A 23,713-nucleotide genomic window follows, 5' to 3' on the forward strand; every position below is an offset into this window, starting at 1 on the left:
CGGTCCACAGGCGGGCCGGCGGTATACTGCGCGGCCATCGCGCGCGGGCGTCACGCCGCGCGACCGCGATCCCAGCCGCCCTCGGCGGCCATCTTCAAGCCACGGTTCCCATGTCCGCAGCCAATCCCAAGGTCGGGTTCGTCAGCCTCGGCTGTCCGAAAGCCCTCGTCGATTCCGAACGCATCCTCACCCAGCTCCGCGTCGAGGGCTACGACATCGTCCAGACGTATGACGATGCCGACGTCGTCGTCGTCAACACCTGCGGCTTCATCGATTCGGCGGTGACCGAATCGCTGGACGCGATCGGCGAGGCCATCGCCGAGAACGGCAAGGTCATCGTGACCGGTTGCCTGGGCAAGCGCGAAGAGGTGATCCGCGAGGCGCATCCGGGCGTGCTGTCGATCAGTGGCCCGCAGGACTACGGCTCGGTGATGCGCGCGGTGCACTCGGCAGCGCCGCAGACGCACAATCCCTTCATCGATCTGGTGCCGCGCCGCGCCGCGATGGACGACATCGGCATCAAGCTGACGCCCAAGCACTACGCGTATCTGAAGATTTCCGAAGGCTGCAACCACCGCTGCAGCTTCTGCATCATTCCGTCGATGCGCGGCGATCTGGTCTCGCGCCCGGTCGACGACGTGCTGCGCGAAGCCGAGAAGCTCGTGCGCGGCGGCGTGCGCGAACTGCTGGTGATCTCGCAGGACACCTCGGCCTATGGCGTCGACGTGCGTTACGCCGAGCGCACCTGGCGCGAGCGCCAGTACGCCACGCGCATGAAGGCGTTGTGCGAAGGGCTGTCGGAACTCGGCGTGTGGACGCGCCTGCATTACGTGTATCCGTACCCGCACGTCGACGACATCATTCCGTTGATGACCGAGCGCCATGCTGATGGCATGCCGAAACTGCTGCCGTATCTCGACGTACCGCTGCAGCACGCCAGCCCGCGCATTCTCAAGCTCATGAAGCGTCCCGGCGCGATCGACAAGACCCGCGAGCGCATCGCGCGCTGGCGCGAGATCTGCCCGGAACTGACGATCCGCAGCACCTTCATCGTCGGTTTCCCCGGCGAGACCGAGGACGATTTCCAGCAGCTGCTCGACTTCCTCGACGAGGCGCAGCTCGATCGCGTGGGTGCGTTCGCGTACTCGCCGGTCACCGGGGCGACCGCCAATGCGCTGCCCGACGCGGTGCCCGAGGAAGTGAAGCAGGAGCGTCTCGCGCGCTTCATGGAGAAGCAGGCGGAGATCTCGACCGCTCGGCTCGAGGCCAAGGTCGGCACGGTGCAGATGTGCATCGTCGACATGGTCGATGGCGATCTCGCGATCGCACGTTCGATGGGCGATGCGCCCGAGATCGACGGCGTGGTGCAGATCCAGGATGGCCGCGAGGCCGATCTGCAGCCCGGCGATTTCGTCGACGTGGCGATCATGGGCAGCGACGAGCACGATCTGTACGGCGAGGTTGCCGAGGTCCTGGCGTGATCCGCCGCGCGGCTATGCTCGCGGCTGCGCTGTGCGCGACCGGCTTCGCGCAGGCGGCCGACGGTTTGAGTGGCACGTATCGGCCGGCCGGCGAAGGCGGGGCGGCGTTTCCTGCCGACGCGCAACTGGTGGTGCGCGCCGAAGGCCGCGGCTGGCTGGCGATGTTCCGTGGCGAAGGGCTGGCCCTGCTGCCGCTGAGCGCGATGGAGCAGCACGGCCTGTTCCCGGACATCGGTCCCGAGGCGCGTCTGCAGTGCGCGTATTCGCGTGCGTTCCTGTTCTGCCGCGTGTCGCCCGGCACCGAGTTCCCGGACAAGAATTTCACGTCGACGACCGGTTACTTCACCGCGTTGTCGGACGACGGGATTTTCGAGATGCGGCGCGTCGATTGAGGTGATGCGCTGCACGTGTCCGGTCGCATCACCCGCCGGAGACTTGACGGGTTGTGCTGTGCGCGATCCAGCGCGCCCGAGCCGCGGGTCGCCCATGCCGCCACGCTGCGCGTGTCGATACCACCCTTCCATCCGCGGGCGGGTCCGGAGCGAGAACCGCGGTGGATGAGGGCATTTGGACACCGCGTATTCGCGCGACCGCACTGATGGCGCCTGTGTGTCAGCGGGTCGCCCCGACCGCGTCCACGTAATCCCAGGTCGCGACTTCGATCGCGTCGATCGACGCGATCGCCCACGGCAGCAGACGCCGGCCTTCGCCGCCACCGTCGTCGCCCATCGTGCCCGCGGCGTTGTAGTCGACCAGCGCCTGCCACGCGGGCAGGCGTGCATCCACGGTGTCGCGCAGCCGGCGCAGCGCGGCATCGGCGGCCGGCGCGGAACCCGTTGCGGTGAGGGCGTTCTCCGTCCGCGACTGGAAGTCGGCGCCGAAGTGATGGGTGTCGGTGCGGGCGCGCCAGAACGCGCCGAGCCGGAAGCGCTCGTCATCGGCTGCTGTCTGACCGCGCGCGACACCGGGCAGGCTGCGTTCGATCAGGAAGCGCCGCAGTCGGTGCGCGAGATCCACATGCGCCAGCGTCTTGGCGTCGGACGCGGGGCGCGCTGCGTTGCCCTGCGATGGAACGGGCGTCGAAGCGTCTCGCGTGCAGGCGGGCAGGGCGAGCAACGCGAACGGCAGCAGCCACACGCTCACGAGGCACGCTTTCGAGCGCCATCGTGACGCAGAAAGACCCGTCGCGCTCACGCCGCGCGATAGTCCACGGCGAGTACCGCGAAGCGCACCAGGCCACTCGGCAGTTGCGCCTCGAACTCGTCATCGACCCGCTTCTTCAGCATCGCCCGCGCCAGTGGCGAATCGATGCTGATCCAGCCGGCCTTCGCGTCGGTCTCGTCGGGCCCGACGATGCGGTAATGCGCCAGTTCACCGCTGTCGGTGTCTTCCAGCTCGACATGCGCGCCGAAGAACACGGCGTCGGGATCGCTGGGAGCGGCGTCGATGACGCGCAGCGATTCGAGCCGCTTCGACAGATAACGCACGCGCCGGTCGATTTCGCCGAGCTGCTTCTTGCGGTAGGTGTACTCGGCGTTCTCCGAGCGGTCGCCTTCGGCAGCCGCGGCCGACAAGGCGCGCACGACCTCGGGCCGGCGCACGCGCCACAGATCGTCGAGCTCCGCCTTCAGGCGCGCGTGGCCTTCGGGCGTGATCAGTGCGGTGCTCTTCTCTGCGGGCGGACGCCAGCGGCTCATTGATGTCTCCGAACCTGTTCAAGATCCATCGCGGGCGCAGCCGGGTGGCGTGCGGCGGCGCGCAGGAAGCGCAGCGTACGGTCGGTACGTGAGCATTCCGAGCACCGCACGCACGCCAGCTGGCAAGCGCAGCAGGAGCTTGGGCAGGTTCTCACTTCATGCGGATCCCGCCGAGCAGATTGCGCACGATGCGATTGGTGATCGTGCGGACCGCCTGCTTGCCGGCGCTCTGCACCGCGCCCTGGCGGCGCCTGGTGCCGAACAGGAATTCGTTGATCGAGCGGCCCACGCCGCCTTCGCCCTCGTCGGCCTCGGCGTCGCGTGCGGTCTTCGCCGGCGGCGCCTTGGCCTGCGCGGTCGCATCTTCGGCGCGTTTCGCGAGCAGCTCGGCGGCGGATTCGCGATTGATCGCGGTGTCGTATTTGCCGCCGACGGGGCTGTTCGCACGCACCTGCGCGCGCTCTTCCGGCGTGATCGCGCCCATGCGGCAGCGCGGCGGTGCGATCAGCGTGCGCTCGACCGGCATCGGCACGCCCTTGTCCTGCAGCGTGGATACGAGCGCCTCGCCGGTGCCGAGCTGCGAGATCGCGCTGGCGACATCGAGCGCGGGATTCGGCACGAATGTTTCGGCCGCGGTGCGGACAGCTTTCTGGTCGCGCGGGGTGAACGCGCGCAATGCGTGCTGCACGCGATTGCCGAGCTGGCCGAGCACGTTGTCGGGCACGTCGTCGGGAAACTGCGAGCAGAAGTACACGCCCACGCCCTTGGAGCGGATCAGGCGCACCACCTGCTCGATGCGTTGCTGCAGCGCGGCCGGCGCATCGTTGAACAGCAGATGCGCCTCGTCGAAGATGAAGACGAGCTTCGGTTTGTCGAGATCACCGACTTCCGGCAGCGTCTCGAACAGCTCCGACAGCAACCACAGCAGGAAGCTCGAATACAGCCGCGGGCGCAGGATCAGCTGGTCTGCAGCGAGGATGCCGATCACGCCGCGGCCGTCGGTGGACGTGCGCATCAGATCGTTGAGTTCCAGCGCCGGCTCGCCGAAGAAATGATCGCCGCCGTCCTGTTCCAGCCGCAGCAGCGAACGCTGGATCGCGGCCACCGATTGCGGGCTGACCAGGCCATACTGCGTGGAAATGTCCTTGCGTTCGTCCGTCACCACGCCCAGCAGCGCGCGCAGATCGGCGAGATCGAGCAGCAGCAGGCCGCGGTCGTCGGCGAGCTTGAACACGATATCGAGCACGCCCGACTGGGTGTCGTTGAGCTCGAGGATGCGCGCCAGCAGCAGCGGGCCGACTTCGCTGACCGTCGTGCGCACCGGGTGGCCGAGCTTGCCGTAGAGATCCCAGAACACCACCGGACTCGCGGCCGGCGCCCAGTCGGCAACGCCGATCTCGGCCGCGCGCGCGAGCAGCTTGTCGTTGGCCGTACCCGCGACCGCCAGCCCGGCGACATCGCCTTTGACGTCGGCCATGAACACCGGCACGCCGATGCGCGAGAAGCCTTCGGCCAGCGTCATCAGGGTGACGGTCTTGCCGGTGCCGGTTGCGCCGGCGACCAGTCCGTGGCGGTTGCCGAGCTTCGGCAGCAGGTGGACGGGCCCGGCGTCGGGTGTGGTGACGGCCTTGCCGAGCAGGATCGGATCCATCGCGCTGGCGCTCCTTGAGGTGAGTGTCGCGATTCTAGCGACTGCATTGCAGTTCGCGCTGCGCGCCTTGCCGCGCTGCAACGGGCGGGGCTACCCTGCGGGCCCTGTCTGCTGGACCCCCGTCACGATGCGAGATTCCGTTTCCACGACGCTGCGCCTGGGCGCCCTCGCGCTGGCGCTCGCGCTGGCCGCTACGGCCACCGATGCGAACGCGCAGTCGCGCCGCGACCGCGAAGCCGGCGAGGCGCTCAACCAGCGCATGCTCGATGCCGAGGCCCGCTACCGTCAGGCGCTGGTGCAGATCGCCAACGACGATCCGGCCGGCATCAATGCCAGCAACGCGGCGCTGGAGGACATGGAAGACGTGATGCTGGCCTGCGAGAAGCAGCGCGGCTGCAGCGTTCCGCAGTTGCTGACCACCTACAAGCGCCTGCTCAAGTCCGATGCCGACGCCCAGGCCGGGCAGGGGCCGGACGATGCCGATGTCGACGGACTGGAAGGCACGCTGCCGACCGCCGACGTGCCGGCCGCCGCCAGCGCGTCGGCGCTGCTGGCCGAGGACGAGCGCTTCAAGCGCATGGTCCAGCTCAACCCGGCCGTGCAGGCGTCGATCCGTCGCTGGCTTACCGACATGCGCGTGTCGCTGATGACCAGCCAGGAGAACTACCAGTACATGCAGCACCTGATGTCGCCGGCGTTCAAGCGCAGCGGCCTGCCCGAGGCGCTGCTGTTCGGCATCCTCGCCAAGGAATCCAATGGTCGCGTGCACGCGCGTTCGCGCGCCGGTGCTGCCGGGCCGCTGCAGTTCATGCCGGCGACTGGGCGCCGTTTCGGCCTCGGCCCGGATGGCACCGGCTTCGATACGCGCTACGACCCACGCATGGCGGCCGATGCGGCGGCGGTGTATCTCAACGAGCGCTTCGCCCAGCACGGCAACGAGATCGAGTACTGGCTCGCCGGTTACAACGGCGGCGAAGGTCGCGCGCTGCGCGTCTACCGCGAGGCAGCCGGCCGCAGCTTCTGGGATCCGGCCGTCTACAACCAGTTCCCGGCCGAGACCAAGGACTACGTGCCGATGGTGATTGCCGCGGCCTGGCTGTACCTGCATCCGCAGGAATACGGCCTGACGTTCCCGAAGATCGACACGCGTCCGGCGACCTTCACCCTCGAGCGCCCGGCGTCGATCTACGAGTTGACGATCTGCCTCGGCAACGGCAACACCCGCGACGGCTACATGCGCGCGCTGCGCAATCTCAATCCGAGTTACGAAGCCGAGAGCTTGCTGCCGGTCGGCACTACGCTCGCCGGCACCACACGCATGGCCAGCCTGTACAAGCGCTGGTGCGTGCGCGGCGAACGCGCCGATCTCGCGGCCGAACTCGTCAACAGCGATCCGCGCGCTGCGATCGTGCGCACCGGTGCGATCGAAGTGCTGTCGACGGACGGCGACCCGCCGCCGGCTGCGGTGCCGCCGTCCGCGTCTGCGCCGCGTCCGCCGGAAGCTGCGCCCGCACCGGCACCGGCACCTGCACGCACGCATCGCGTTGCACGCGGCGAAACGCTCGGCAGCATCGCCCAGCGATATGGGTGCGATGTGCCAGTGTTGGCCCGTGCGAACGGCCTGCGCGCGCCGGCATATGCGCTCCGGCAGGGGCAGTCGTTGAAATTGGAGGGGTGCAGCCGCTGAGATCTCGTCGGGGCGACGGATGTGCCCCTTCCCCCGCGTGCGGGGCATTGCGCCCTTCACGGGCGGAAGGCTGGGATGGGGGCGAAGCATCAGGACCGACGACAGATCATCGGACGAGCTTTCGTCTTCGAACTCGCTTGGGAGGGCTGAGCCGAGGCCGGGCCGTTTGCCCCCACCCAACCCTCCCCCGTGTACGGGGGAGGGCTATAGAGCTCAACCGTCGTTGCGCACCGCCAACCGCTGCCCCAGCCGCACCGGCGATTCGGCATGTAGTGACGGGTCCAGATCGGCCACGCCCCTGGGCAACAGCACGATGACCGTCGAGCCGTAGTTGAAGCGCGCCATTTCTTCGAAGCGCTGCAGGGTGATGCCCTGGCCGCGCCAGTCCTTGCGCTGGATGCGGTCGCCGTAGGCGGGAATTTCCTCGCCGCTCCAGACGGTTTCCACGCCAGAGACCAGCAGCGCGCCGACCATCACCTGCACCATCGGGCCGAAGTCGGTATCGAAGTGGCAGACCAGACGCTCGTTGCGGGCGAACAGGCGCGGCACCTTCGAGACCGCCGCGGTGCCAACGCTGAAGAGTCGGCCGGGCACATGCACGGTTTCGCGTAGCGTGCCGGTCCACGGCATGTGCACGCGGTGGTAGTCGCGCGGCGACAGGTAGACCGTCGCGAAGCTGCCGTCGAGATAGGGCGCGGCATCGGCTGCGTCGCCCAGCAGTTCGGCAACAGTGAACGACTGGCCCTTGGCCTGGAAGATGCGACCCGCTTCGATGGGGCCGCACTGGCTGATATGGCCGTCAGCGGGCATCACCAGAGCGCGCGGATCGGGGTCGGCAACGCGCGCGCCCTCGCGCAATGCGCGGGTGAAGAACGCATTGAAGCTGGCGTAGGACGCCGGGTCGGAGTTCGCCGCCTCCGACAGGTCGACACCGAACTTGCGCACCACGGTGTCGATCAGCCAGCGGCGCGTGCCGGGATGCTGCGAATACGCGAGCCGCCGTGCCAGCGAGGACAGATAGCGGTGCGGCAGGGCGTAGGTCAGCGATGTGACGAGACTCATGGACGATGCTCGGCGGTCAGGCGCAGCAGGTCGGCGGCGACGGCTTCGGGGCGCGGTGTTTCGGCGTTGAGCACGCTGCCCGAGACCACGCCGGCCATGCGGCCCTGCGGGTCGAGCACGGCCAGCGACGCACTGTGGTCGACTGTGTAGGCGCCGTCGGGCGCGTCGCGGTCCAGCGGCACCTTGGCGAACACCATCGACAGCGAACGCGCGAAGCGCTCCAGCGACGGGATGTCCGCGGTTGCGGCCAACGTGTCGCGGTGGAAGGCGTGCGCGTAGTCGCCGAGGCGTTCGGGCGTGTCGCGTTCGGGATCGACGGACACGAGCAGCACGCGCGGGCGCGTCGCTTCGGGCAGCGCTTCCCACTGGCGCTGCGCCTGGGCGAGATGGGTCAGCGTCATCGGGCAGACATCGGGGCAATGCGTGAAGCCGATGAACACCAGCGTCCAGTGGCCGGCGAGTTCGCCGGGCAGCAGCTGCGTGCCGTCGGACTGCTGCAGCGCGAAATCGGGCAGCTCGCGCGGCGCCGGATACAGCTGCACGACCTCGAGCTTCGGCGCCGCAGCGCTGCCGCTCGAGGCGAAATACTTCTGCGCGACCAGCAGGCCGAGACCGCCGGCGAGGGCGATGCAGAGGATGACGAGGGTGGTCCTGTTGAACATCGCGAAGTCCGGTTCGAGCGCCGGGCATGATAACCGGCGCGCTGTCGGAGGCCGTGGCGGGCCGGTGACCTATAATCCGCGGCCATCAAGCCGTCCCGAGCTCCGCGCGCCATGACCGAAGAACTGCAGACGATCGTCGACCTGATCCGCTACGGCGCCAGTCGCTTCAACGCCGCCGGACTGACCTTCGGTCACAGTTACGACAACGCGATCGACGAGGCGACCCAGCTCACCCTGCACGCGTTGCACCTGCCGCATGACCTGAGCCCGGTCTACGGCCAGTCGCGGATCACGCTGTCGGAGAAGGAGGACGTGCTGGGCCTGTTCCTGCGTCGCATCGAGGAGCGCGTGCCCGCCGCCTATCTGACTGGTGAGGCCTGGTTCGCCGGTCTGAGCTTCAAGTCCGATGCGCGCGCACTGGTGCCGCGCTCTCCGATCGCCGAGCTGATTCTGTCGGGTTTCGAGCCCTGGCTGGGCGGCCGCGAAGTGCGTCGCGCGCTGGATCTGTGCACCGGTTCGGGCTGCATCGCGATCGCGATGGCGCACCACAACCCGGATTGGCACGTCGACGGTATCGATCTCAGCGACGAGGCCCTCACGCTGGCGGCCGAGAACGAGCAACGGCTCGAAGTGCGCAATACGCGCTTCCTCAAATCCGACCTGTTCGACGGCCTGCAGGGCGAGCACTACGACCTGATCGTCACCAATCCGCCCTACGTCACCAACGATGAGACCGACGCGCTGCCGCGCGAGTACGGCTACGAGCCCGAGATGGGCCTGCGCGCCGGCGACGACGGTCTGGACCTCGTGCTGAAGATCCTGCGCGACGCCCCGCTGCACCTGACCGAAGACGGCCTGCTGATCTGCGAAGTGGGCGAATCCGAGCAGCACCTGATCAAGCTGCTGCCCGAGCTGCCGCTGATGTGGATCGAGTTCCAGGTCGGCCAGATGGGCATCTTTGTCGTCGAACGCCACGACCTGGTCACGCACAGCGCGCGCATCACCCAGCTGGCGGCGGAGCGCGAGGGCAAGACGCCCGCTGCGGCGGCGGTGACGGGGAGTGCAGGGGCGGAGCTGTTCTGATTCGATGTCGTCATGCCGGCGGCTTTCAACAGACGCATGTCTGGTCAAACCGGAATGACAGACACAAGCGGGCGCAATGCCTGCCGGCTCGCTGACAGCAGGTTCCCGTCATCCGAGCGTAAGCCGGGATTCCCGTCATCCCAGCGAAAGCCGGGATCCATTCTGATCTTCGTGGACATCAAAACGGGCCCCAGCTTGACCAGACACACGTCTGTTGAAAGCCGCTGGGGCGGTGATGTGAGTTCTGCGCGATGCCTGCCGAGCTGTACCCAACGGTTCGCCCAGAAACCATGCGTCCACGCGCGGCCCGGTCGCGCTAAGCTTGCCGGCCCGCGTTTTCGTGCCGCGTCGCTCCGACGCCCCGTCCCATGTCCAGCAACAGCTTCGGCCAACTGTTTACCGTCACGACGTTTGGCGAAAGCCACGGGCCGGCGATCGGCTGTGTGGTCGATGGCTGTCCGCCCGGCATTGCACTCGCGGTCGAGGATTTCACCGAAGATCTGGCACGGCGCGCGACCGGCAAGACGCGGCATACCTCGGCGCGGCGCGAGGCCGACGAGGTCGAAATCCTCAGTGGCCTCTACGAAGGCCTGACCACCGGCACACCGATCGCGCTGCTGATCCGCAATACCGATGCGCGCAGCAAGGACTACGGCAACATCGCCCAGCAGTTCCGGCCCGGGCATGCCGATTACGCGTACTGGCAGAAGTACGGCATCCGCGATCCGCGCGGTGGCGGTCGCTCGTCGGCGCGCGAGACCACGATGCGCGTCGCCGCGGCGGTGATCGCCAAAAAGTGGCTGAATGATCGCTTCGGCGTGCGCGTACACGGATATCTGTCGCAGCTGGGCGAGATCGTGCCGGCGCAGTTCGACAGCGCCGCGATCGATTGGGACGTGGTCGAATCGAATCCGTTCTTCTGGCCCGACGCCGCGCAGGTGCCCGAGCTCGAAACCTATATGGACGCGCTGCGCAAATCCGGCGATTCCGTCGGCGCGCGCGTGACCGCCGTCGCCGATGGTGTGCCGCCGGGCTGGGGCGAGCCGATCTACGGCAAGCTCGACGGCGATCTGGCTGCGGCCATGATGTCGATCAATGCGGTCAAGGGCGTCGAGATCGGCGCCGGCTTCGCATCGATTCCCCAGAAGGGCAGTGAACACCGCGACCTGATGACGCAGCAGGGCTTCGCATCCAATCACGCTGGCGGCGTGCTCGGCGGCATCAGCACCGGCCAGCAGATCGTGGTGTCGACGGCGTTCAAGCCGACGTCCAGCCTGCGCCTGCCGGCGGAGGGTCTGGACACTGACGGCAACACGGTCGAAGTGATCACCACCGGGCGCCACGACCCCTGCGTCGGCATTCGCGCGACGCCGATCTGCGAGGCGATGCTGGCGCTGGTATTGATGGACCAGGCGCTGCGCCATCGCGCGCAATGCGGCGATGTCGGCACCGTGACGCCGCGGATTCCGGGACGCATCGATGGCTGACTCACGACCGAAGGTCTGGGTGTCGCAGCCGCTGTTCGACGACATCGTCGAGCGCCTGAACGCGCATTTCGACGTGGTGCAGGTGCCGGTCGTCAGCGAACACGACGCGTCCGCGATCTCCGACGCGTTGCGCGAGGTCGACGGCGCGCTGGTGACGCTCAACGAGCGCATCGACGGTGATGCAATCGCCGATGCGTCGAGGCTGCGCGCAGTCGCCAACGTCGGCGTCGGCTACAACAATCTCGACATTGATGCGCTGCACGCGCGCGACATCGTCGCCACCAACACCCCCGATGTACTGACCGAGACGACCGCCGATTTCGGCTTCGCGCTGATGATGGCCGCCGCGCGCCGCGTCACCGAAGCCGAGCGCCATCTGCGCGCCGGCAAATGGCAGGGCTGGAATTTCAAGGGCCTGCTCGGCGCCGATCTGCACGGCAGCACGCTGGGCATCCTCGGCATGGGCCGGATCGGGCAGGGCATCGCGAAGCGTGCGTCCGGCTTCGATATGCGCGTGATCTATCACAACCGCAGCCGCCTGCCGGCCGATGTCGAGCGCGCGTTCAACGCGTCGTATGTCGATTTCGACACGCTCTTCGCACAGGCCGATCACCTGGTGCTCGTGCTGCCCTATTCGGCCGCCAGCCACCACATCGTCGACGCCGCCGCACTGGCGAAAATGCAGCCGACCGCGACGCTGACCAATATCGCGCGCGGCGGCATCGTGGACGAAATCGCGCTGGCCGATGCGCTCGAGAACGGCCGCCTGGCCTCGGCCGCACTCGACGTGTTCGAAGGCGAGCCCGCGGTCGATCCGCGCCTGCTCGCGCTCGACAACATCGTGCTGACCCCGCACATCGCCAGCGGCAGCCTCGCCACGCGCCGCGCGATGGTCACGCTCGCAGTCGACAACCTGATTGCCGCGCTCGGCGCGGGCCCGGATGCCGGTCATCCGCCGAGCGTGATTGCGCCGGCGAAACAGGACGATACCGACGCGAAACGTCCGGGAACCGCCTGAGCATCAGGGCGGGCGGTTCCCCGAAGCCCCAGCTGTGCAGCGCCCGCGCGCCACGCGCGACCCACGTCCAGATCTTTTCGAGAAGTTGTCCATGTCCAGTTTCCAGAACCGCCGTTTCCGCGTTGCCGTCGTCGGTGCCACCGGCGCCGTCGGCGAGACCATGCTGTCGATCCTCGCCGAGCGTGATTTCCCCGTCTCCGAACTCGTGCCGCTCGCCAGCGAGCGCTCGGCCGGCACCACGGTGAAGTTCGGCGACGAGGACGTCGTCGTGCAGGATCTCGCCACCTTCGATCCCACCGGCATCGACATCGCGCTGTTCTCCGCCGGTGGCGACACCAGCAAGGCATACGCGCCGAAGTTCGCCGCGGCCGGCGCCGTCGTCATCGACAACAGTTCCGCGTTCCGCTACGACGACGACGTGCCACTGGTGATCAGCGAGGTCAATCCGGAAGCGGCGCGCAATCGTCCGCGCGGCATCATCGCCAATCCCAACTGCTCGACGATGCAGATGCTGGTCGCGCTCGCACCGCTGCATCGCCGCGCCGGCATCGTGCGCATCAACGTGTCGACCTACCAGTCGGTGTCGGGCGCGGGACGTTCGGCGATGGAAGAGCTCGGCCGCCAGACCGGCGACCTGCTGAACTTCCGCGGTATCGATCCGCAGAAGTTCCCGGTGCAGATCGCGTTCAACCTGATCCCGCAGATCGACGCGTTTCTCGAGAACGGCTTCACCAAGGAAGAAATGAAGCTGGTCTGGGAGACGCACAAGATCCTCGGCGACGACAGTATCTTGGTGAACCCGACTGCGGTGCGCGTGCCGGTGTTCTATGGGCATTCGGAATCGGTGGCCGTCGAGCTGCGCGAGCACCTCACCGTCGACGAGGCGCGCGCGATCCTGGCGACCGCGCCGGGCGTGGAAGTCGTCGACGAGCGCGTGAGCGGTGGCTGGCCGACGCCGGTCACGCACGCCTCGGGTCGCGACCCGGTGTTCGTCGGCCGCATCCGCGAGGATCTCTCGCACCCGAACGGCCTGAACCTATGGATCGTCGCCGACAACATCCGCAAGGGCGCCGCGCTCAACGCGGTGCAGGTCGCGGAGCTGGTCGCGGCCGAAGGCTGATCGCACGCCATGTCGCGTCGCAGCCGCGGCTGCGGCGCTTTGCGTGGATACTGACGCGATGCGGTGGACGCATCGCGCGTTGCGGAGCGGGAGTCCGCGCCGCTACAGTCGCCGGATGAATCCGGATCATCGGCAGCAGGCCCGGCCATGCCGGGTGGGGCCAGCCGCAAGCACCAGGGGATGTTCGTGTCGCGCACCTTGAAGCGTCTGTTGCTGGCCGGTGGCCTGTTGACCCTGGCCGGGCCCGTGCTCGCGCTGGGGCTGGGCCGCATCGAGGTCCGCTCGCAGCAGGGCCAACCGCTACTGGCGGAGATTCCGGTCGTCTCCAGCGATCCGGCCGAGCTGCGCCAGTTGCAGGCGCGCCTCGCATCGCCCGAAACCTTCGCGCGCATCGGCCTCGAGCCGCCGCGCGGTGTGGTCTCCGATCTGCAATTCAATGTCGCGCTCGACCGGAGCGGGCGTCCGGTGATCCGCGTCACCAGTGCCGCGCCGGTGACGCAGGAAGCGCTGACGTTCCTGGTCGAAGTCGACTGGGGGCAGGGCCGTCTGGTCCGCGAATATTCCGCGCTGGTGGCGGTGCCCGATACCGTCGCCGCGCCCGCGCAGCCGACGATCCAGGCGCCGACAGCGGCGTCCGCGCCGAGCATCGTGCGTCCCCCGGTCGCACCCGCACCGCCGCCGCAGCAGGCCGCCGCGCCGGTCGAGCCGACGCCCGCCAGCGACGCGATTGCGACGACGCCACCTCAGCCGACACCTGCATCTGCACCAACGCCCGCACCTGCGGCGCGTCCTGCCGCTGCTGCTGTCACGCCCGGTGACGCGCTGCCGGCGGTGCGCGCCGGACAGACGCTTTCGTCGATCGCCGCGCCGCTCGCCGACGAGGCCGGCATCAGCGTCAACCAGGCGATGTTGCTGTTGTTGCGCACGAATCCAGAGGCCTTCATCGGCGGCAACCTCAACCTGATTCGTCAGGGCGCGGTGCTGCGCGTGCCGGCGCGCGATGCCTGGACCCAGTTCAGTGCGGCCGAGGCAAACGCCGTGGTGCGCGAGCAGGTGGGTCAGTGGCGCGAGATGCGCCGTCCCGCGCCGCAGCCCGCAGACCCCGTGGACGAGGCGACGGCGGCCACGACGCCACCGGCCGCGGCCCCGCGCACCGCCGATGCACGACTCGAAATCACACCGCCCGCCAGTGACAGCCAGCCGGCAGGCACCCAATCCGGCATCGCTGCCGGCACTGGAGGCGACATGCTGCGTCAGGAACTGCAACAGGCCAACGAGACCGTCGCTGCGCGCACCGCGGAAATCGACGAACTCAAGGCCCGCCTCGATGATCTCCAGCAGCTGCAGCAGCAACAGCAACAGCTGATCCAGCTCAAGGACGCCGAACTCGCCGCCGCGCAGCAACGCATGGAAGCGAGCAACCAGCAGCAGGCGAGCGTCGCCGCGCCGATGCCGTGGCTGTGGCTGGGTGTGGCGATCCTCATCGTCGCCGCGCTCGCGTTTCTGCTCGGCCGTCGTGCCCGCACGCCGGCCACGAAGCGTTCGTTCGACAGCGCTGCGCTCGCGGCCAGCCTGCCGACGTCGACGGTCAACGCCACGCCGCCAGCGGCGGCGGTCCCGGAACCGGCGACGCCGCCTGCATTCGTGCGTGAGCCATCTGCGCCAGCGCCGGTGGTCGAGCCCGTGCCGGTTGCCGTGCCGTCCGCCTCGGGTGGGCCGACTTGGCATGCCCCACCTGCTGCGCCATCCAGCGAGCCCGAGGTTTTGCCGACCGACGTGGTCTCTACGGGCGACGCCCAGGTCGAACTCGATACCGGCGGCGCCGTCGAAACGCCGATTGGCGTGGAGCGCGTCGAACTTGCACGCGCCTACATCGATCTCGGTGACACCGACACTGCGCGCAACCTGTTGCAGGAAGTGGTGGAAGGCGACGATCTGCCCGCCGCTGCACAGGCCGCGCAACTGCTGCGCACACTGGACTGAGCCACGCGATGCGGTACGCGATTGGCGTCGAGTATGACGGCCATGGATTCCACGGCTGGCAACGTTTGGGCAAGGCGGCCGAGACCGGCCGCGGTTCGGTGCAGGCTGCGCTGGAGGCCGCGCTGTCGCGTGTCGCCGCGCATCCGGTCGTGACCACATGTGCCGGCCGCACGGACTCCGGCGTGCATGCGCGCTGTCAGGTCGTGCACTTCGATACCGATGCAGTACGCCCACCGCGCGCGTGGATGCTCGGCACCACGGCGCATCTGCCGCCGGCCGTCTGCGTGCGCTGGTGCCAGCCGGTGCCACACGATTTCAGCGCCCGGTTCTCGGCGCGCGCGCGGCACTACCGCTATCGGCTCATCAACCGTCCGGTGCGCCCCGCGCTGCACCGGCAATACCTGTCGTGGGAGCTGCGCCCGCTCGATGCCGACGCCATGCACCGTGCCGCGCAGGCGCTGCTGGGCGAACAGGATTTCTCCGCCTTCCGCACCGTGCACTGTCAGGCCCCGCATGCGCGTCGTGACCTGCAACGCATCGCGGTGACGCGCGATGGCGACGAAGTCATCGTCGAAGTGCAGGCCAATGCGTTTCTGCACCACATGGTGCGTAACATCGTCGGCTCGCTGCTGGATGTCGGCGCCGGTGAACAGCCCGAGGGCTGGATCTGCGAGCTGTTGGCCGGGCGCGATCGCAGCGTCGCCGGCCCCACCGCACCGGCCGCCGGACTCGTATTTCTCGGTCCGCTCTATCCATCGGAGTGGGAACTGCCGGCGGAAGTGACGTTGACGCCATGAGCGCTGCGATGTCCACGCTGATCAAGTACTGCGGCCTGACCCGCGCCGAAGACGTCGCCGAAGCGGTAGCGCTCGGCGTCGACTGCATCGGGCTCGTGTTCGCGACGCGCAGTACGCGTCGGCTGACGCCGGAGGCTGCGCGCGGATTGCGCGATGCGGTGCCGGTCGCGACTCGCGTCGTCGCGTTGACGATGGACAATCCGGTCGATGAAGTCGCAGCCATTTTGGCGACCGTGCGGCCGGACATCCTTCAATTCCATGGTGCGGAGGACGACGCGTTCTGCGTGCAGTTCGGTCTGCCGTACTGGAAAGCGATCGCGATGGGCGGCGATCCGGCTGCGGCGCTGCGCACGCTGGATGCGTGGCCGAACGCGTCGGCATTCCTGTTCGACGGTCACGCTGCGGGCGAGCCCGGCGGCAGCGGGGAGCGCTTCGACTGGGCGGCACTGCCGGCATCGCTCGACAAGCCGTTCTGGCTCGCCGGCGGACTCGATGCGGGCAATGTCGCGCATGCGATCGATGTGGCGCACCCGGCGGGCGTCGACGTCTCCAGCGGCATCGAATCCGCGCCGGGCATCAAGGATGCGGCGCGCATGCGCGCGTTCGTCGAAGCGGTACGCGGCACGCGTTGATCGCAGCCCATGCCGGGGCGGCGCGTTCGCGCGATACCGCGTTCCCGGGACAGCCTCGATCGCGCGCGAGCACGCCCCTGTAAAGGTTTCAGGCCAGTTCCTGCCTGAGCCAATCCGCCAGTGCATCGAGTCGCGCATCATCGTCGTCGCGACGCGTCGCCAGAATCCATTGCGCATCGGTTTCGACGAAGCCCCACGGCGCAAGCAGACGACCAGCGGCGAGATCGTCGGCCACCAGCTCCTGCGGCGCGATCGCGACACCGAGGCCGGCGGCCGCGGCTTCGAGCAGGAAGTACAGATGCTCGAAGCCCGTGCCGAGGTCCCCGGGCGACGCGGCGCCCTGCAGCGAGGCCCACGTCGGCCAGGCCTGCGGGCGCGAGGTGGTGTGCAGTAGCGGTTCGCGCAGCAGAGCGTCGGGCGTCAGTGCCGCGAGACGTGTCGCGTCGGCGTGGCGTGCACTGAGCACCGGGCCGATTCGCTCCGATGCGAGAGCGCGTACCGTCCACGCGGCCGGCCACGGCGACGTGCCGATCAGCAGCGCCGCGTCGAATCCGTCGAGCGATGCCGGGAACGCGCCCTCATGCGGCGACAGATGCAGCTTCAGATCGGGCAGGGCATCAGTCAGGCGCGGCAGTCGCGGAATCATCCAGCGGGCGAGCAGGCTGCCCGGGCAACCGAGCACCCGCGCAGGCGACGTGCCGGAGCGGCGAATCGCGGCGGCCGCGCCCTGCAAACGTGCGAATGCATCTCCTGCGGCGTCGCGCATGCGCATGCCGGCGGGTGTGAGCCGCAGGCCACGACCGGCGCGCACGAACAGTGGCGTGCCGAGCGCGTCTTCGAGCAGACGCACCTGCCGGCTGATCGCGCCATGGGTCACATGCAGCGCGTCGGCCGCGCGGCTCAGGCTGCCCAGGCGCGCGGCCGCCTCGAAGGCGCGCAACGCGTTGAGCGGCGGCAGATCAGTGTCGGTCATGTGAGATTTCCTGACGTATACGTCAGATCTTATCGATTCTGAAGCCGTGACGTGTGCGTTAGAGTGCAGGTCAGCCCGCACCGTGCACATCCCGATGTCGCAGTCCCCGATCACCGATTTCCACGCCTATCCCGATGCCAACGGCCACTTCGGCCGCTACGGCGGGCGCTTCGTCGCCGAGACCCTGATGGGGCCGATCGCCGAACTCGCGGCGGCCTACGACACCGCCAAGGCCGATCCTGCCTTCCAGCAGGCCTTCGACAAGGACCTCGCACACTACGTCGGCCGACCGAGCCCGATCTATCACGCCGAGCGGCTCAGTGATGCCGTCGGCGGTGCACGCATCCTGCTCAAGCGCGAGGACCTGAACCACACCGGCGCGCACAAGATCAACAACACCGTCGGCCAGGCGCTACTCGCTAGCCGCATGGGCAAGACCCGGATCATCGCCGAGACCGGCGCCGGCCAGCATGGCGTCGCGAGCGCCACGGTGGCCGCGCGACTGGGCCTGGAGTGCGTCGTCTACATGGGCGCGACCGACATCGAGCGGCAGAAAATCAACGTCTACCGCATGCGCCTGCTGGGCGCGGAAGTGGTGCCGGTGACCTCGGGCTCGGCGACACTCAAGGACGCGCTCAACGAGGCGATGCGTGACTGGGTCTCGAACGTGCGCGACACGTTCTACATCATCGGCACGGTGGCCGGTCCCGACCCGTATCCGCGGATGGTCCGCGATTTCAACGCGATCGTAGGCCGCGAGGCGCGCGAGCAGATGCTGGCCGAGTACGGCCGCCTGCCCGATGCGATCACCGCCTGCGTCGGCGGCGGTAGCAACGCGATTGGCCTGTTCCATGCCTTCCTCAACGATCGCGATGTGCGCATCGTCGGCGCCGAAGCGGCCGGTGACGGCATCGACACCGGGCGGCATGCGGCGTCGATCGCCGCTGGTCGTCCGGGTGTGCTGCACGGCAACCGCACCTATGTGATCTGCGACGACGACGGCCAGATCACCGAAACCCATTCGGTCTCAGCCGGCCTGGATTACCCGGGCGTTGGACCCGAGCATTCCTTCCTCGCCGACGCCGGCCGCGCGCAGTACGTCGGCATCACCGACGACGAAGCGCTGGCCGCCTTCCATCAGCTTGCGAAGACCGAAGGCATCCTGGCCGCGCTCGAATCCAGCCACGCGATCGCCCAGGCCATCAAGCTCGCGCGCGAATTGCCGAAGGACGCGATCGTACTGGCGAACCTGTCGGGCCGCGGCGACAAGGATGTGCACACGATCGCGCAGCGGGAAGGGTTCGTACTGTGAGCGCGCGCATCGATAGTGACGCGGGCCTGTCGAGCGCGACGGCCGAACACATCGCACTGCGACGGGCCACCATGAACCGCATCGACACCCGTTTCGCCGCGCTCAGCAAGGCCCGCCGCAAGGCTTTGATCCCGTTCTTCACCGCTGGCGATCCGTCGCTCGAAGCGACAGTGCCGGTGATGCATGCACTGGTCGCGGCCGGGGCCGATGTCATCGAACTCGGTGTGCCGTTTTCCGACCCGATGGCCGATGGTCCGACGATCCAGCGCAGTTCCGAGCGCGCGCTGGGGCGGGGCGCGGGCATGACCTATGTGCTCGATGCGGTGCGCGAATTCCGCACGCAGGACGACGCCACGCCGGTCGTGCTGATGGGTTATCTCAATCCGATCGATGTCCGTGGCGCGGACGTCTTCGCGAAGCAGGCGGGCGACGCCGGCGTCGACGGCGTGCTGCTGGTCGATCTGCCGCCGGAAGAAGCCGACGAGTTCCGCGTCGCGTTCGATGCCGCCGGCATCGCGCTGGTGCTGCTGGCCTCCCCGACGACCACCGATGCGCGCATCGAGTCGCTGTGCGCGGGCGCGCAGGGTTATCTGTACTACGTCAGCTTCGCTGGCGTGACGGGTGCCGCCGAGCGCCTCGACACCACGCAGGCCTCCGCCCGACTGCGGACGATCCGCGCGGCGAGTCGTGCGCCGGTGGTGGCGGGTTTCGGCATCCGCGATGCCGCGAGCGCTGCAGCGATGGCGGTCGATGCCGATGGCGTCGTGGTCGGCAGTGCGCTGGTCGCGGCGCTTGATGGCGCGGCGGATGCGGACGAGGCCGCCGCGCGGGCGAAGGCTTTCCTTGCGCCGTTGCGGACGGCCCTCGACGCAGGCTGAACGACCGCGGGACACAGGGCCATCCGCGTAGACGGGGGGAGGGCTTCAGAAACCGCTCGGTGACCGGATTCGGCCACGCGCCAGGCGAATAAACGCCGTACGGCGCTCGCCGGAAGCCCAACGGCCCGTCGGTTACACTTCCGCGCTTTGCGGCCCCGTTGCGGCCGTCGGGAGAAATACGCCCATGTCCTGGTTGCAGAAGATCATGCCGCCGCGCATCCGCACCGATGCGCCCGCGGCCAAGAAGCGCAGCGTTCCCGAGGGTCTGTGGGAGAAGTGCGAGCGCTGCAGCACCGTGCTGTATGGCCCGGAGCTCGAAGAGAATCTGGAGGTCTGCCCGAAGTGCAACTTCCACCGCGCGATCCGTGCCCGCGCGCGTCTGAAGGCGTTCCTGGATCCGGGCAGCCTGCAGGAGATCGCGGCCGATCTGGGCCCAACCGACATCCTGAAGTTCAAGGACCAGAAGAAGTATTCGGACCGTATCAAGGCCGCGCAGCGCGCCACCGGTGAGCGCGACACGCTGATCGCGATGCAGGGCACGCTGATGCAGCGCCCGATCGTCGCCTGCGCGATGGATTTCGCCTACATGGGCGGCTCGATGGGCTCGGTCGGCGGCGAGAAGTTCGCCCGCGCCGCCGAGCAGGCGCTCGCGCTGCGCACGCCCTTCGTGAGTTTCGCCGCGAGCGGTGGCATGCGCATGCAGGAGAGCATGTTCTCGCTGCTGCAGATGGCCAAGACCTCGGCCGCGCTGGCACGTCTGCGCGAAGCCGGCCTGCCGTACATCTCGGTGCTGACCAATCCGACCTATGGCGGTACATCGGCGTCGTTCGCGATGCTCGGCGACATCAACATCGCCGAGCCCGAAGCGCTGATCGGTTTCGCCGGCCCGCGCGTGATCGAACAGACCGTGCGCGAGACCTTGCCGGAAGGCTTCCAGACATCGGAATTCCTGCTCGAGCACGGCGCGATCGACCAGATCTGCGACCGTCGCGAAATGCGCGACCGCATCGCCCGCCTGGTGGCGCTGCTCGGCAAGCAGGACATGCCGACCGAGGCCGCTGCGTGAGTCGCCGGTACTTCGGCACCGATGGAATTCGCGGGCGGGTCGGTGAGGGATCGATCTCCGCCGATTTCGTGCTGCGCCTGGGCAACGCTTACGGCCATTCGCTGCGTGGACGCGGCGGGGACTGGCGTCGCCCGCAGGTGCTGATCGGCAAGGACACGCGCATCTCGAACTACATGTTCGAGGCAGCGCTGGAAGCCGGGCTGGTCGCGGCCGGTGTCGACGTGCAGCTGATGGGCCCGATGCCCACGCCTGCCGTCGCGCATCTGACGCGCTCGCTCGGTGCCGACGGCGGCATCGTCATTTCCGCCTCGCACAATCCGCATCACGACAACGGCATCAAGTTCTTCAGCGCGCAGGGCGAAAAGCTCGACGACGCGACCGAACTCGCGATCGAAGCCGCGCTCGACCAGCCGTTCCGTACCGTGGCGTCCGAGAAGCTCGGCAAGGCTGTGCGCACGCGCGACGCCGTCGGCCGCTATGTGGAAGCGTGCAAGGCGTCGGTGCCGCGCGGATTCGACCTCGATGGCATGCGTATCGTCGTCGACTGCGCGAACGGCGCGACCTACCAGGTCGGCCCGATCGTGTTGCGCGAACTCGGCGCACAGGTCGAGGTGATCGGCGCGGAGCCCAACGGCGTCAACATCAACGCCGGCGTCGGCTCCACGCATCCCGAATACCTGAGCGAGCGCGTCAGCCGCAGCGGCGCGAATCTCGGTATCGCCTTCGACGGCGACGGCGACCGCGTACTGTTCGTAGACGCCAACGGCACCGTGCGCGATGGCGACGACCTGCTGTACGTGCTCGCGCGCGACTGGCATCAGTCCGGTCGCCTGCAGGGCCCGGTGGTCGGCACGCTGATGAGCAATTTCGGCCTGGAGCGTGCGTTCGGCGAAGCCGGCATCGGCTTCGCGCGTGCGAAGGTCGGCGACCGTTACGTGCATCAGATGCTGCTCGAACAGGGGGGGGTGATAGGCGGCGAAACCTCCGGACATCTGCTGTGCCTGGATCGTGCGACGACCGGCGACGGCATCATCAGTGCGCTGCAGGTGCTCGAGGTACTGCGTCGCCGCGGGCAATCGCTGCAGGAAGCGCTGCACGGACTGTCCAAGGTGCCGCAAAAGACCGTCAACGTGCGTTACGAAGGTGCGTCGAAACCCGCCGAGGCGCCGGCCGTGCAAGCCGCCCTCGCCGAAGCGCAGGCCGCCGTGCAGGGCCGCGGTCGCGCGTTCCTGCGCCCGTCGGGTACCGAGCCTGTGGTGCGCGTGACCGTCGAGGCCGACGACGACGCCCTGATGCAATCGACCCTCGATCAACTGGCCGACGCCGTGCGCGCGGCCGCCGCCTGATTCCAAGGAGTCCGCGATGCCCCCCCGTATTCCCACGCTCGACATCCGCCGTTTCGACACCGATCGCGACGCCTTCGTCGCCGAACTCGGCGCTGCCTACCGCGAGTGGGGCTTCGCCGGCATCAACGGCCACGGCATTCCCCAGGCGCAGATCGATGGCGCCTACGATGTGTTCAAGGCGTTTTTCGCGCTGCCCGAAGCGACCAAGAAGCAGTACTACGTGGCCGGCGGTGGCGGCGCGCGCGGCTACACCGCGTTCGGCGTCGAGACCGCGAAAGGCGCCCAGCACTTCGACCTCAAGGAGTTCTGGCACATCGGTCGCGAGATTCCGGACGATTCGAAGTATCGCGAGGTGATGCCGCCGAACCTGTGGCCGACCGAAGTGCCGGGCTTCCGGGAACACGGCTACGGTCTGTACCAGACGCTTGATGCGCTGGGCTCGAAGGTGCTGTCGGCGCTGGCGCTGCATATCGGCCTGCCGGAGAACTACTTCGTCGACAAGACCGACTACGGCAATTCGATCCTGCGCCCGATCCACTACCCGCCGATCACCTCGGACGACATCCCGAACGAGCGCGCCGGTGCGCACGAGGACATCAACCTGATCACGCTGCTGGTCGGCGCATCGGCAGCGGGTCTGGAAGTCAAATCATCGCGTGGCGAGTGGGTGCCGTTTACGTCGGACGCAGACACCATCGTCGTCAACATCGGCGACATGCTGCAGCGCCTGACCAACCACGTGTATCCGTCGACGACGCACCGCGTGACCAATCCACCGGGCGAGCAGGCGCGCAAGCCCCGTTATTCGGTGCCGTTCTTCCTGCACCCGAATCCGGACTTCGTCATCGACGTGCTGCCGTCGACGGTGACCGCCGACAACCCGAGCCGCTACCCCGAAGCGATCACCGCGCAGGGCTATCTCGAGGAGCGGCTGCGCGAGATCAAGCTGAAGTAGGGCGTCAGTGGCGTGAGACGCAAGCAGAAACGGCGCCCGAGGGCGCCGTTTCCGTCAGGGATTCCAGACAAACGTATCAGAAGCCGTAGACCACGTTGACCGTCGTAAGCCGGTCCGTGCGGCGGCGATCGTCTGACACATCGGTGTTGTGGCGGATCTCGAAGCCGGCCTTCAGCGCCAGCGCGTCGGTCATCCGCACCTGCACGCCGAACTCGTTGCGCACAAAGGTGTTGTCGCCACCGGATTCGATCAGCAGCGTGTCGAACAGCCGTGTCGTCTCCGTCAACTGGTGGCTGAAATCCATGAAGCCGCGCGCGATCGCCTCGTTGTTGTGCACGCGCACGTCCTGTGCCTTGGACCAGCGGTAACCCGGGCCGATCTCGAACACCAGCTTCGTCTCCTCGGACATGAACGCCTCGAAGCCGTAACCGCTGGCGATCGTGGTCTGGTACTCGTCGCTGCTGAAGTGGTCGCGCTCGTTGCGGCCCGAGCCGAACACGTAGTGACGCTGCGCGAAGCGGTAGCCCGAGGAGCCGAACAGTTCGTAGCGGCGCGCGTTCTCCAGGCCGTCGCTGGTGCCGTACAAGAACGACGCGAGCACGGCGTGCTTCCAGATCTCGTCCTCGCGGGCGAGTTTGAACTTGCCGACCACGGTCTCGCTGTCCGTATTGCCCTTGGAAATCGCCAGGCCGAGTTCGCCGCTGCCAGTCCAACCCTCCTCGGCAGCGGACGCAGTCACGGGGGCGAGGGCGCAGACGAGCGCGGCGAGAACAGGTAAACGCATGGGATCTCCATCGGAAACGAAATACGGTTCGACACAAAC

Annotated in this window: 22 protein-coding genes; 15 read left to right on the forward strand and 7 right to left on the reverse strand. The window is 68.1% G+C overall.

Going from position 1 to position 23,713, the window contains the following annotated elements:
* Positions 1-110 precede the first annotated feature (110 nt).
* Positions 111-1,481, forward strand: a complete 1,371-nt coding sequence (gene rimO, locus ACZ9YD_RS03240) for a 30S ribosomal protein S12 methylthiotransferase RimO (protein WP_465073702.1) — start codon at positions 111-113, stop codon at positions 1,479-1,481.
* On the forward strand, positions 1,478-1,873 hold the full coding sequence (locus tag ACZ9YD_RS03245; RefSeq protein WP_465073703.1) for a hypothetical protein: 396 nt from the start codon (positions 1,478-1,480) through the stop codon (positions 1,871-1,873). Before rimO ends, ACZ9YD_RS03245 begins: the two co-directional genes overlap by 4 nt.
* 220 nt (positions 1,874-2,093) lie before the next feature.
* On the opposite strand, the gene ACZ9YD_RS03250 is transcribed toward ACZ9YD_RS03245, so the two are convergent.
* The 3 genes from ACZ9YD_RS03250 to ACZ9YD_RS03260 all read right to left on the reverse strand — a co-directional run bounded on the left by ACZ9YD_RS03250 (position 2,094) and on the right by ACZ9YD_RS03260 (position 4,829).
* On the reverse strand, positions 2,094-2,624 hold the full coding sequence (locus ACZ9YD_RS03250) for a hypothetical protein (RefSeq protein WP_465073705.1): 531 nt from the start codon (positions 2,622-2,624) through the stop codon (positions 2,094-2,096).
* A 47-nt stretch (positions 2,625-2,671) separates the two neighbouring features.
* Entirely contained in the window at positions 2,672-3,178 is a 507-nt protein-coding gene (gene greB, locus ACZ9YD_RS03255; RefSeq protein ID WP_232117211.1) for a transcription elongation factor GreB, read from the reverse strand.
* Positions 3,179-3,329: 151 nt separating this feature from the next.
* Positions 3,330-4,829 carry a helicase HerA-like domain-containing protein gene (locus ACZ9YD_RS03260; RefSeq protein ID WP_465073706.1) on the reverse strand — a complete coding sequence of 500 codons (1,500 nt, stop codon included), beginning with the start codon at positions 4,827-4,829 and terminating at the stop codon, positions 3,330-3,332.
* A 127-nt stretch (positions 4,830-4,956) separates the two neighbouring features.
* Between ACZ9YD_RS03260 and ACZ9YD_RS03265 the strand changes: the two genes are divergently transcribed.
* Positions 4,957-6,516 carry a transglycosylase SLT domain-containing protein gene (locus ACZ9YD_RS03265; protein ID WP_465073707.1) on the forward strand — a complete coding sequence of 520 codons (1,560 nt, stop codon included), beginning with the start codon at positions 4,957-4,959 and terminating at the stop codon, positions 6,514-6,516.
* A 213-nt stretch (positions 6,517-6,729) separates the two neighbouring features.
* On the opposite strand, the gene asd is transcribed toward ACZ9YD_RS03265, so the two are convergent.
* Both asd and ACZ9YD_RS03275 read right to left on the reverse strand, forming a co-directional pair.
* Positions 6,730-7,578 (reverse strand): archaetidylserine decarboxylase, encoded by an 849-nt coding sequence (gene asd, locus ACZ9YD_RS03270; protein WP_465073709.1) that lies wholly within the window; start codon positions 7,576-7,578, stop codon positions 6,730-6,732.
* Positions 7,575-8,240, reverse strand: coding sequence for an SCO family protein (locus ACZ9YD_RS03275; RefSeq protein ID WP_465073710.1), 666 nt, complete (start codon positions 8,238-8,240; stop codon positions 7,575-7,577). The genes asd and ACZ9YD_RS03275 overlap by 4 nt, the downstream gene beginning before the upstream one ends.
* 111 nt (positions 8,241-8,351) lie before the next feature.
* Between ACZ9YD_RS03275 and prmB the strand changes: the two genes are divergently transcribed.
* From prmB to ACZ9YD_RS03310, 7 genes are all read left to right on the forward strand, one after another.
* Complete coding sequence (prmB, locus tag ACZ9YD_RS03280; protein ID WP_465073711.1) at positions 8,352-9,323, forward strand: 50S ribosomal protein L3 N(5)-glutamine methyltransferase; 972 nt, start codon at positions 8,352-8,354, stop codon at positions 9,321-9,323.
* A gap of 368 nt (positions 9,324-9,691) precedes the next feature.
* Positions 9,692-10,810, forward strand: a complete 1,119-nt coding sequence (gene aroC, locus ACZ9YD_RS03285; protein ID WP_465073713.1) for a chorismate synthase — start codon at positions 9,692-9,694, stop codon at positions 10,808-10,810.
* The gene (locus ACZ9YD_RS03290) at positions 10,803-11,828 is read left to right on the forward strand and encodes a 2-hydroxyacid dehydrogenase (protein ID WP_465073714.1); all 1,026 of its coding nucleotides are present in this window, start codon (positions 10,803-10,805) and stop codon (positions 11,826-11,828) included. Before aroC ends, ACZ9YD_RS03290 begins: the two co-directional genes overlap by 8 nt.
* A 91-nt stretch (positions 11,829-11,919) precedes the next feature.
* Positions 11,920-12,948 carry an aspartate-semialdehyde dehydrogenase gene (locus tag ACZ9YD_RS03295; protein WP_465073715.1) on the forward strand — a complete coding sequence of 343 codons (1,029 nt, stop codon included), beginning with the start codon at positions 11,920-11,922 and terminating at the stop codon, positions 12,946-12,948.
* Between the two features lie 186 nt (positions 12,949-13,134).
* Positions 13,135-14,931, forward strand: coding sequence for a FimV/HubP family polar landmark protein (locus ACZ9YD_RS03300; protein WP_465073717.1), 1,797 nt, complete (start codon positions 13,135-13,137; stop codon positions 14,929-14,931).
* A gap of 8 nt (positions 14,932-14,939) precedes the next feature.
* Positions 14,940-15,728, forward strand: a complete 789-nt coding sequence (truA, locus tag ACZ9YD_RS03305; RefSeq protein WP_465073718.1) for a tRNA pseudouridine(38-40) synthase TruA — start codon at positions 14,940-14,942, stop codon at positions 15,726-15,728.
* A gap of 8 nt (positions 15,729-15,736) precedes the next feature.
* Positions 15,737-16,360, forward strand: a complete 624-nt coding sequence (locus ACZ9YD_RS03310; protein ID WP_465073720.1) for a phosphoribosylanthranilate isomerase — start codon at positions 15,737-15,739, stop codon at positions 16,358-16,360.
* 88 nt (positions 16,361-16,448) lie between these two features.
* Here the strand turns inward: ACZ9YD_RS03310 and ACZ9YD_RS03315 are convergent, their stop codons facing one another.
* A complete protein-coding gene (locus tag ACZ9YD_RS03315) occupies positions 16,449-17,333 on the reverse strand; it encodes a LysR family transcriptional regulator (RefSeq protein ID WP_465073722.1) in 885 nt (294 codons plus the stop codon).
* Between the two features lie 94 nt (positions 17,334-17,427).
* Here ACZ9YD_RS03315 and trpB point away from each other — a divergent pair, with 94 nt between their 5' ends.
* From trpB to ACZ9YD_RS03340, 5 genes are all read left to right on the forward strand, one after another.
* Complete coding sequence (trpB, locus tag ACZ9YD_RS03320; RefSeq protein ID WP_465073723.1) at positions 17,428-18,645, forward strand: tryptophan synthase subunit beta; 1,218 nt, start codon at positions 17,428-17,430, stop codon at positions 18,643-18,645.
* Between the two features lie 71 nt (positions 18,646-18,716).
* Positions 18,717-19,523 (forward strand): tryptophan synthase subunit alpha, encoded by an 807-nt coding sequence (gene trpA / locus ACZ9YD_RS03325; RefSeq protein ID WP_465073725.1) that lies wholly within the window; start codon positions 18,717-18,719, stop codon positions 19,521-19,523.
* Positions 19,524-19,707: 184 nt separating this feature from the next.
* Positions 19,708-20,589: an acetyl-CoA carboxylase, carboxyltransferase subunit beta gene (gene accD / locus ACZ9YD_RS03330; protein WP_465073726.1), complete on the forward strand. Its 882-nt coding sequence runs from the start codon at positions 19,708-19,710 to the stop codon at positions 20,587-20,589.
* Positions 20,586-21,935, forward strand: coding sequence for a phosphoglucosamine mutase (gene glmM / locus ACZ9YD_RS03335; RefSeq protein ID WP_465073727.1), 1,350 nt, complete (start codon positions 20,586-20,588; stop codon positions 21,933-21,935). The genes accD and glmM overlap by 4 nt, the downstream gene beginning before the upstream one ends.
* 16 nt (positions 21,936-21,951) lie before the next feature.
* Positions 21,952-22,890 carry an isopenicillin N synthase family dioxygenase gene (locus ACZ9YD_RS03340; protein ID WP_465073728.1) on the forward strand — a complete coding sequence of 313 codons (939 nt, stop codon included), beginning with the start codon at positions 21,952-21,954 and terminating at the stop codon, positions 22,888-22,890.
* Between the two features lie 76 nt (positions 22,891-22,966).
* Here the strand turns inward: ACZ9YD_RS03340 and ACZ9YD_RS03345 are convergent, their stop codons facing one another.
* Positions 22,967-23,674, reverse strand: coding sequence for a DUF481 domain-containing protein (locus ACZ9YD_RS03345; protein WP_465073729.1), 708 nt, complete (start codon positions 23,672-23,674; stop codon positions 22,967-22,969).
* Positions 23,675-23,713 lie beyond the last annotated feature (39 nt).

The organism is Luteimonas sp. AC640a, from assembly GCF_979256585.1.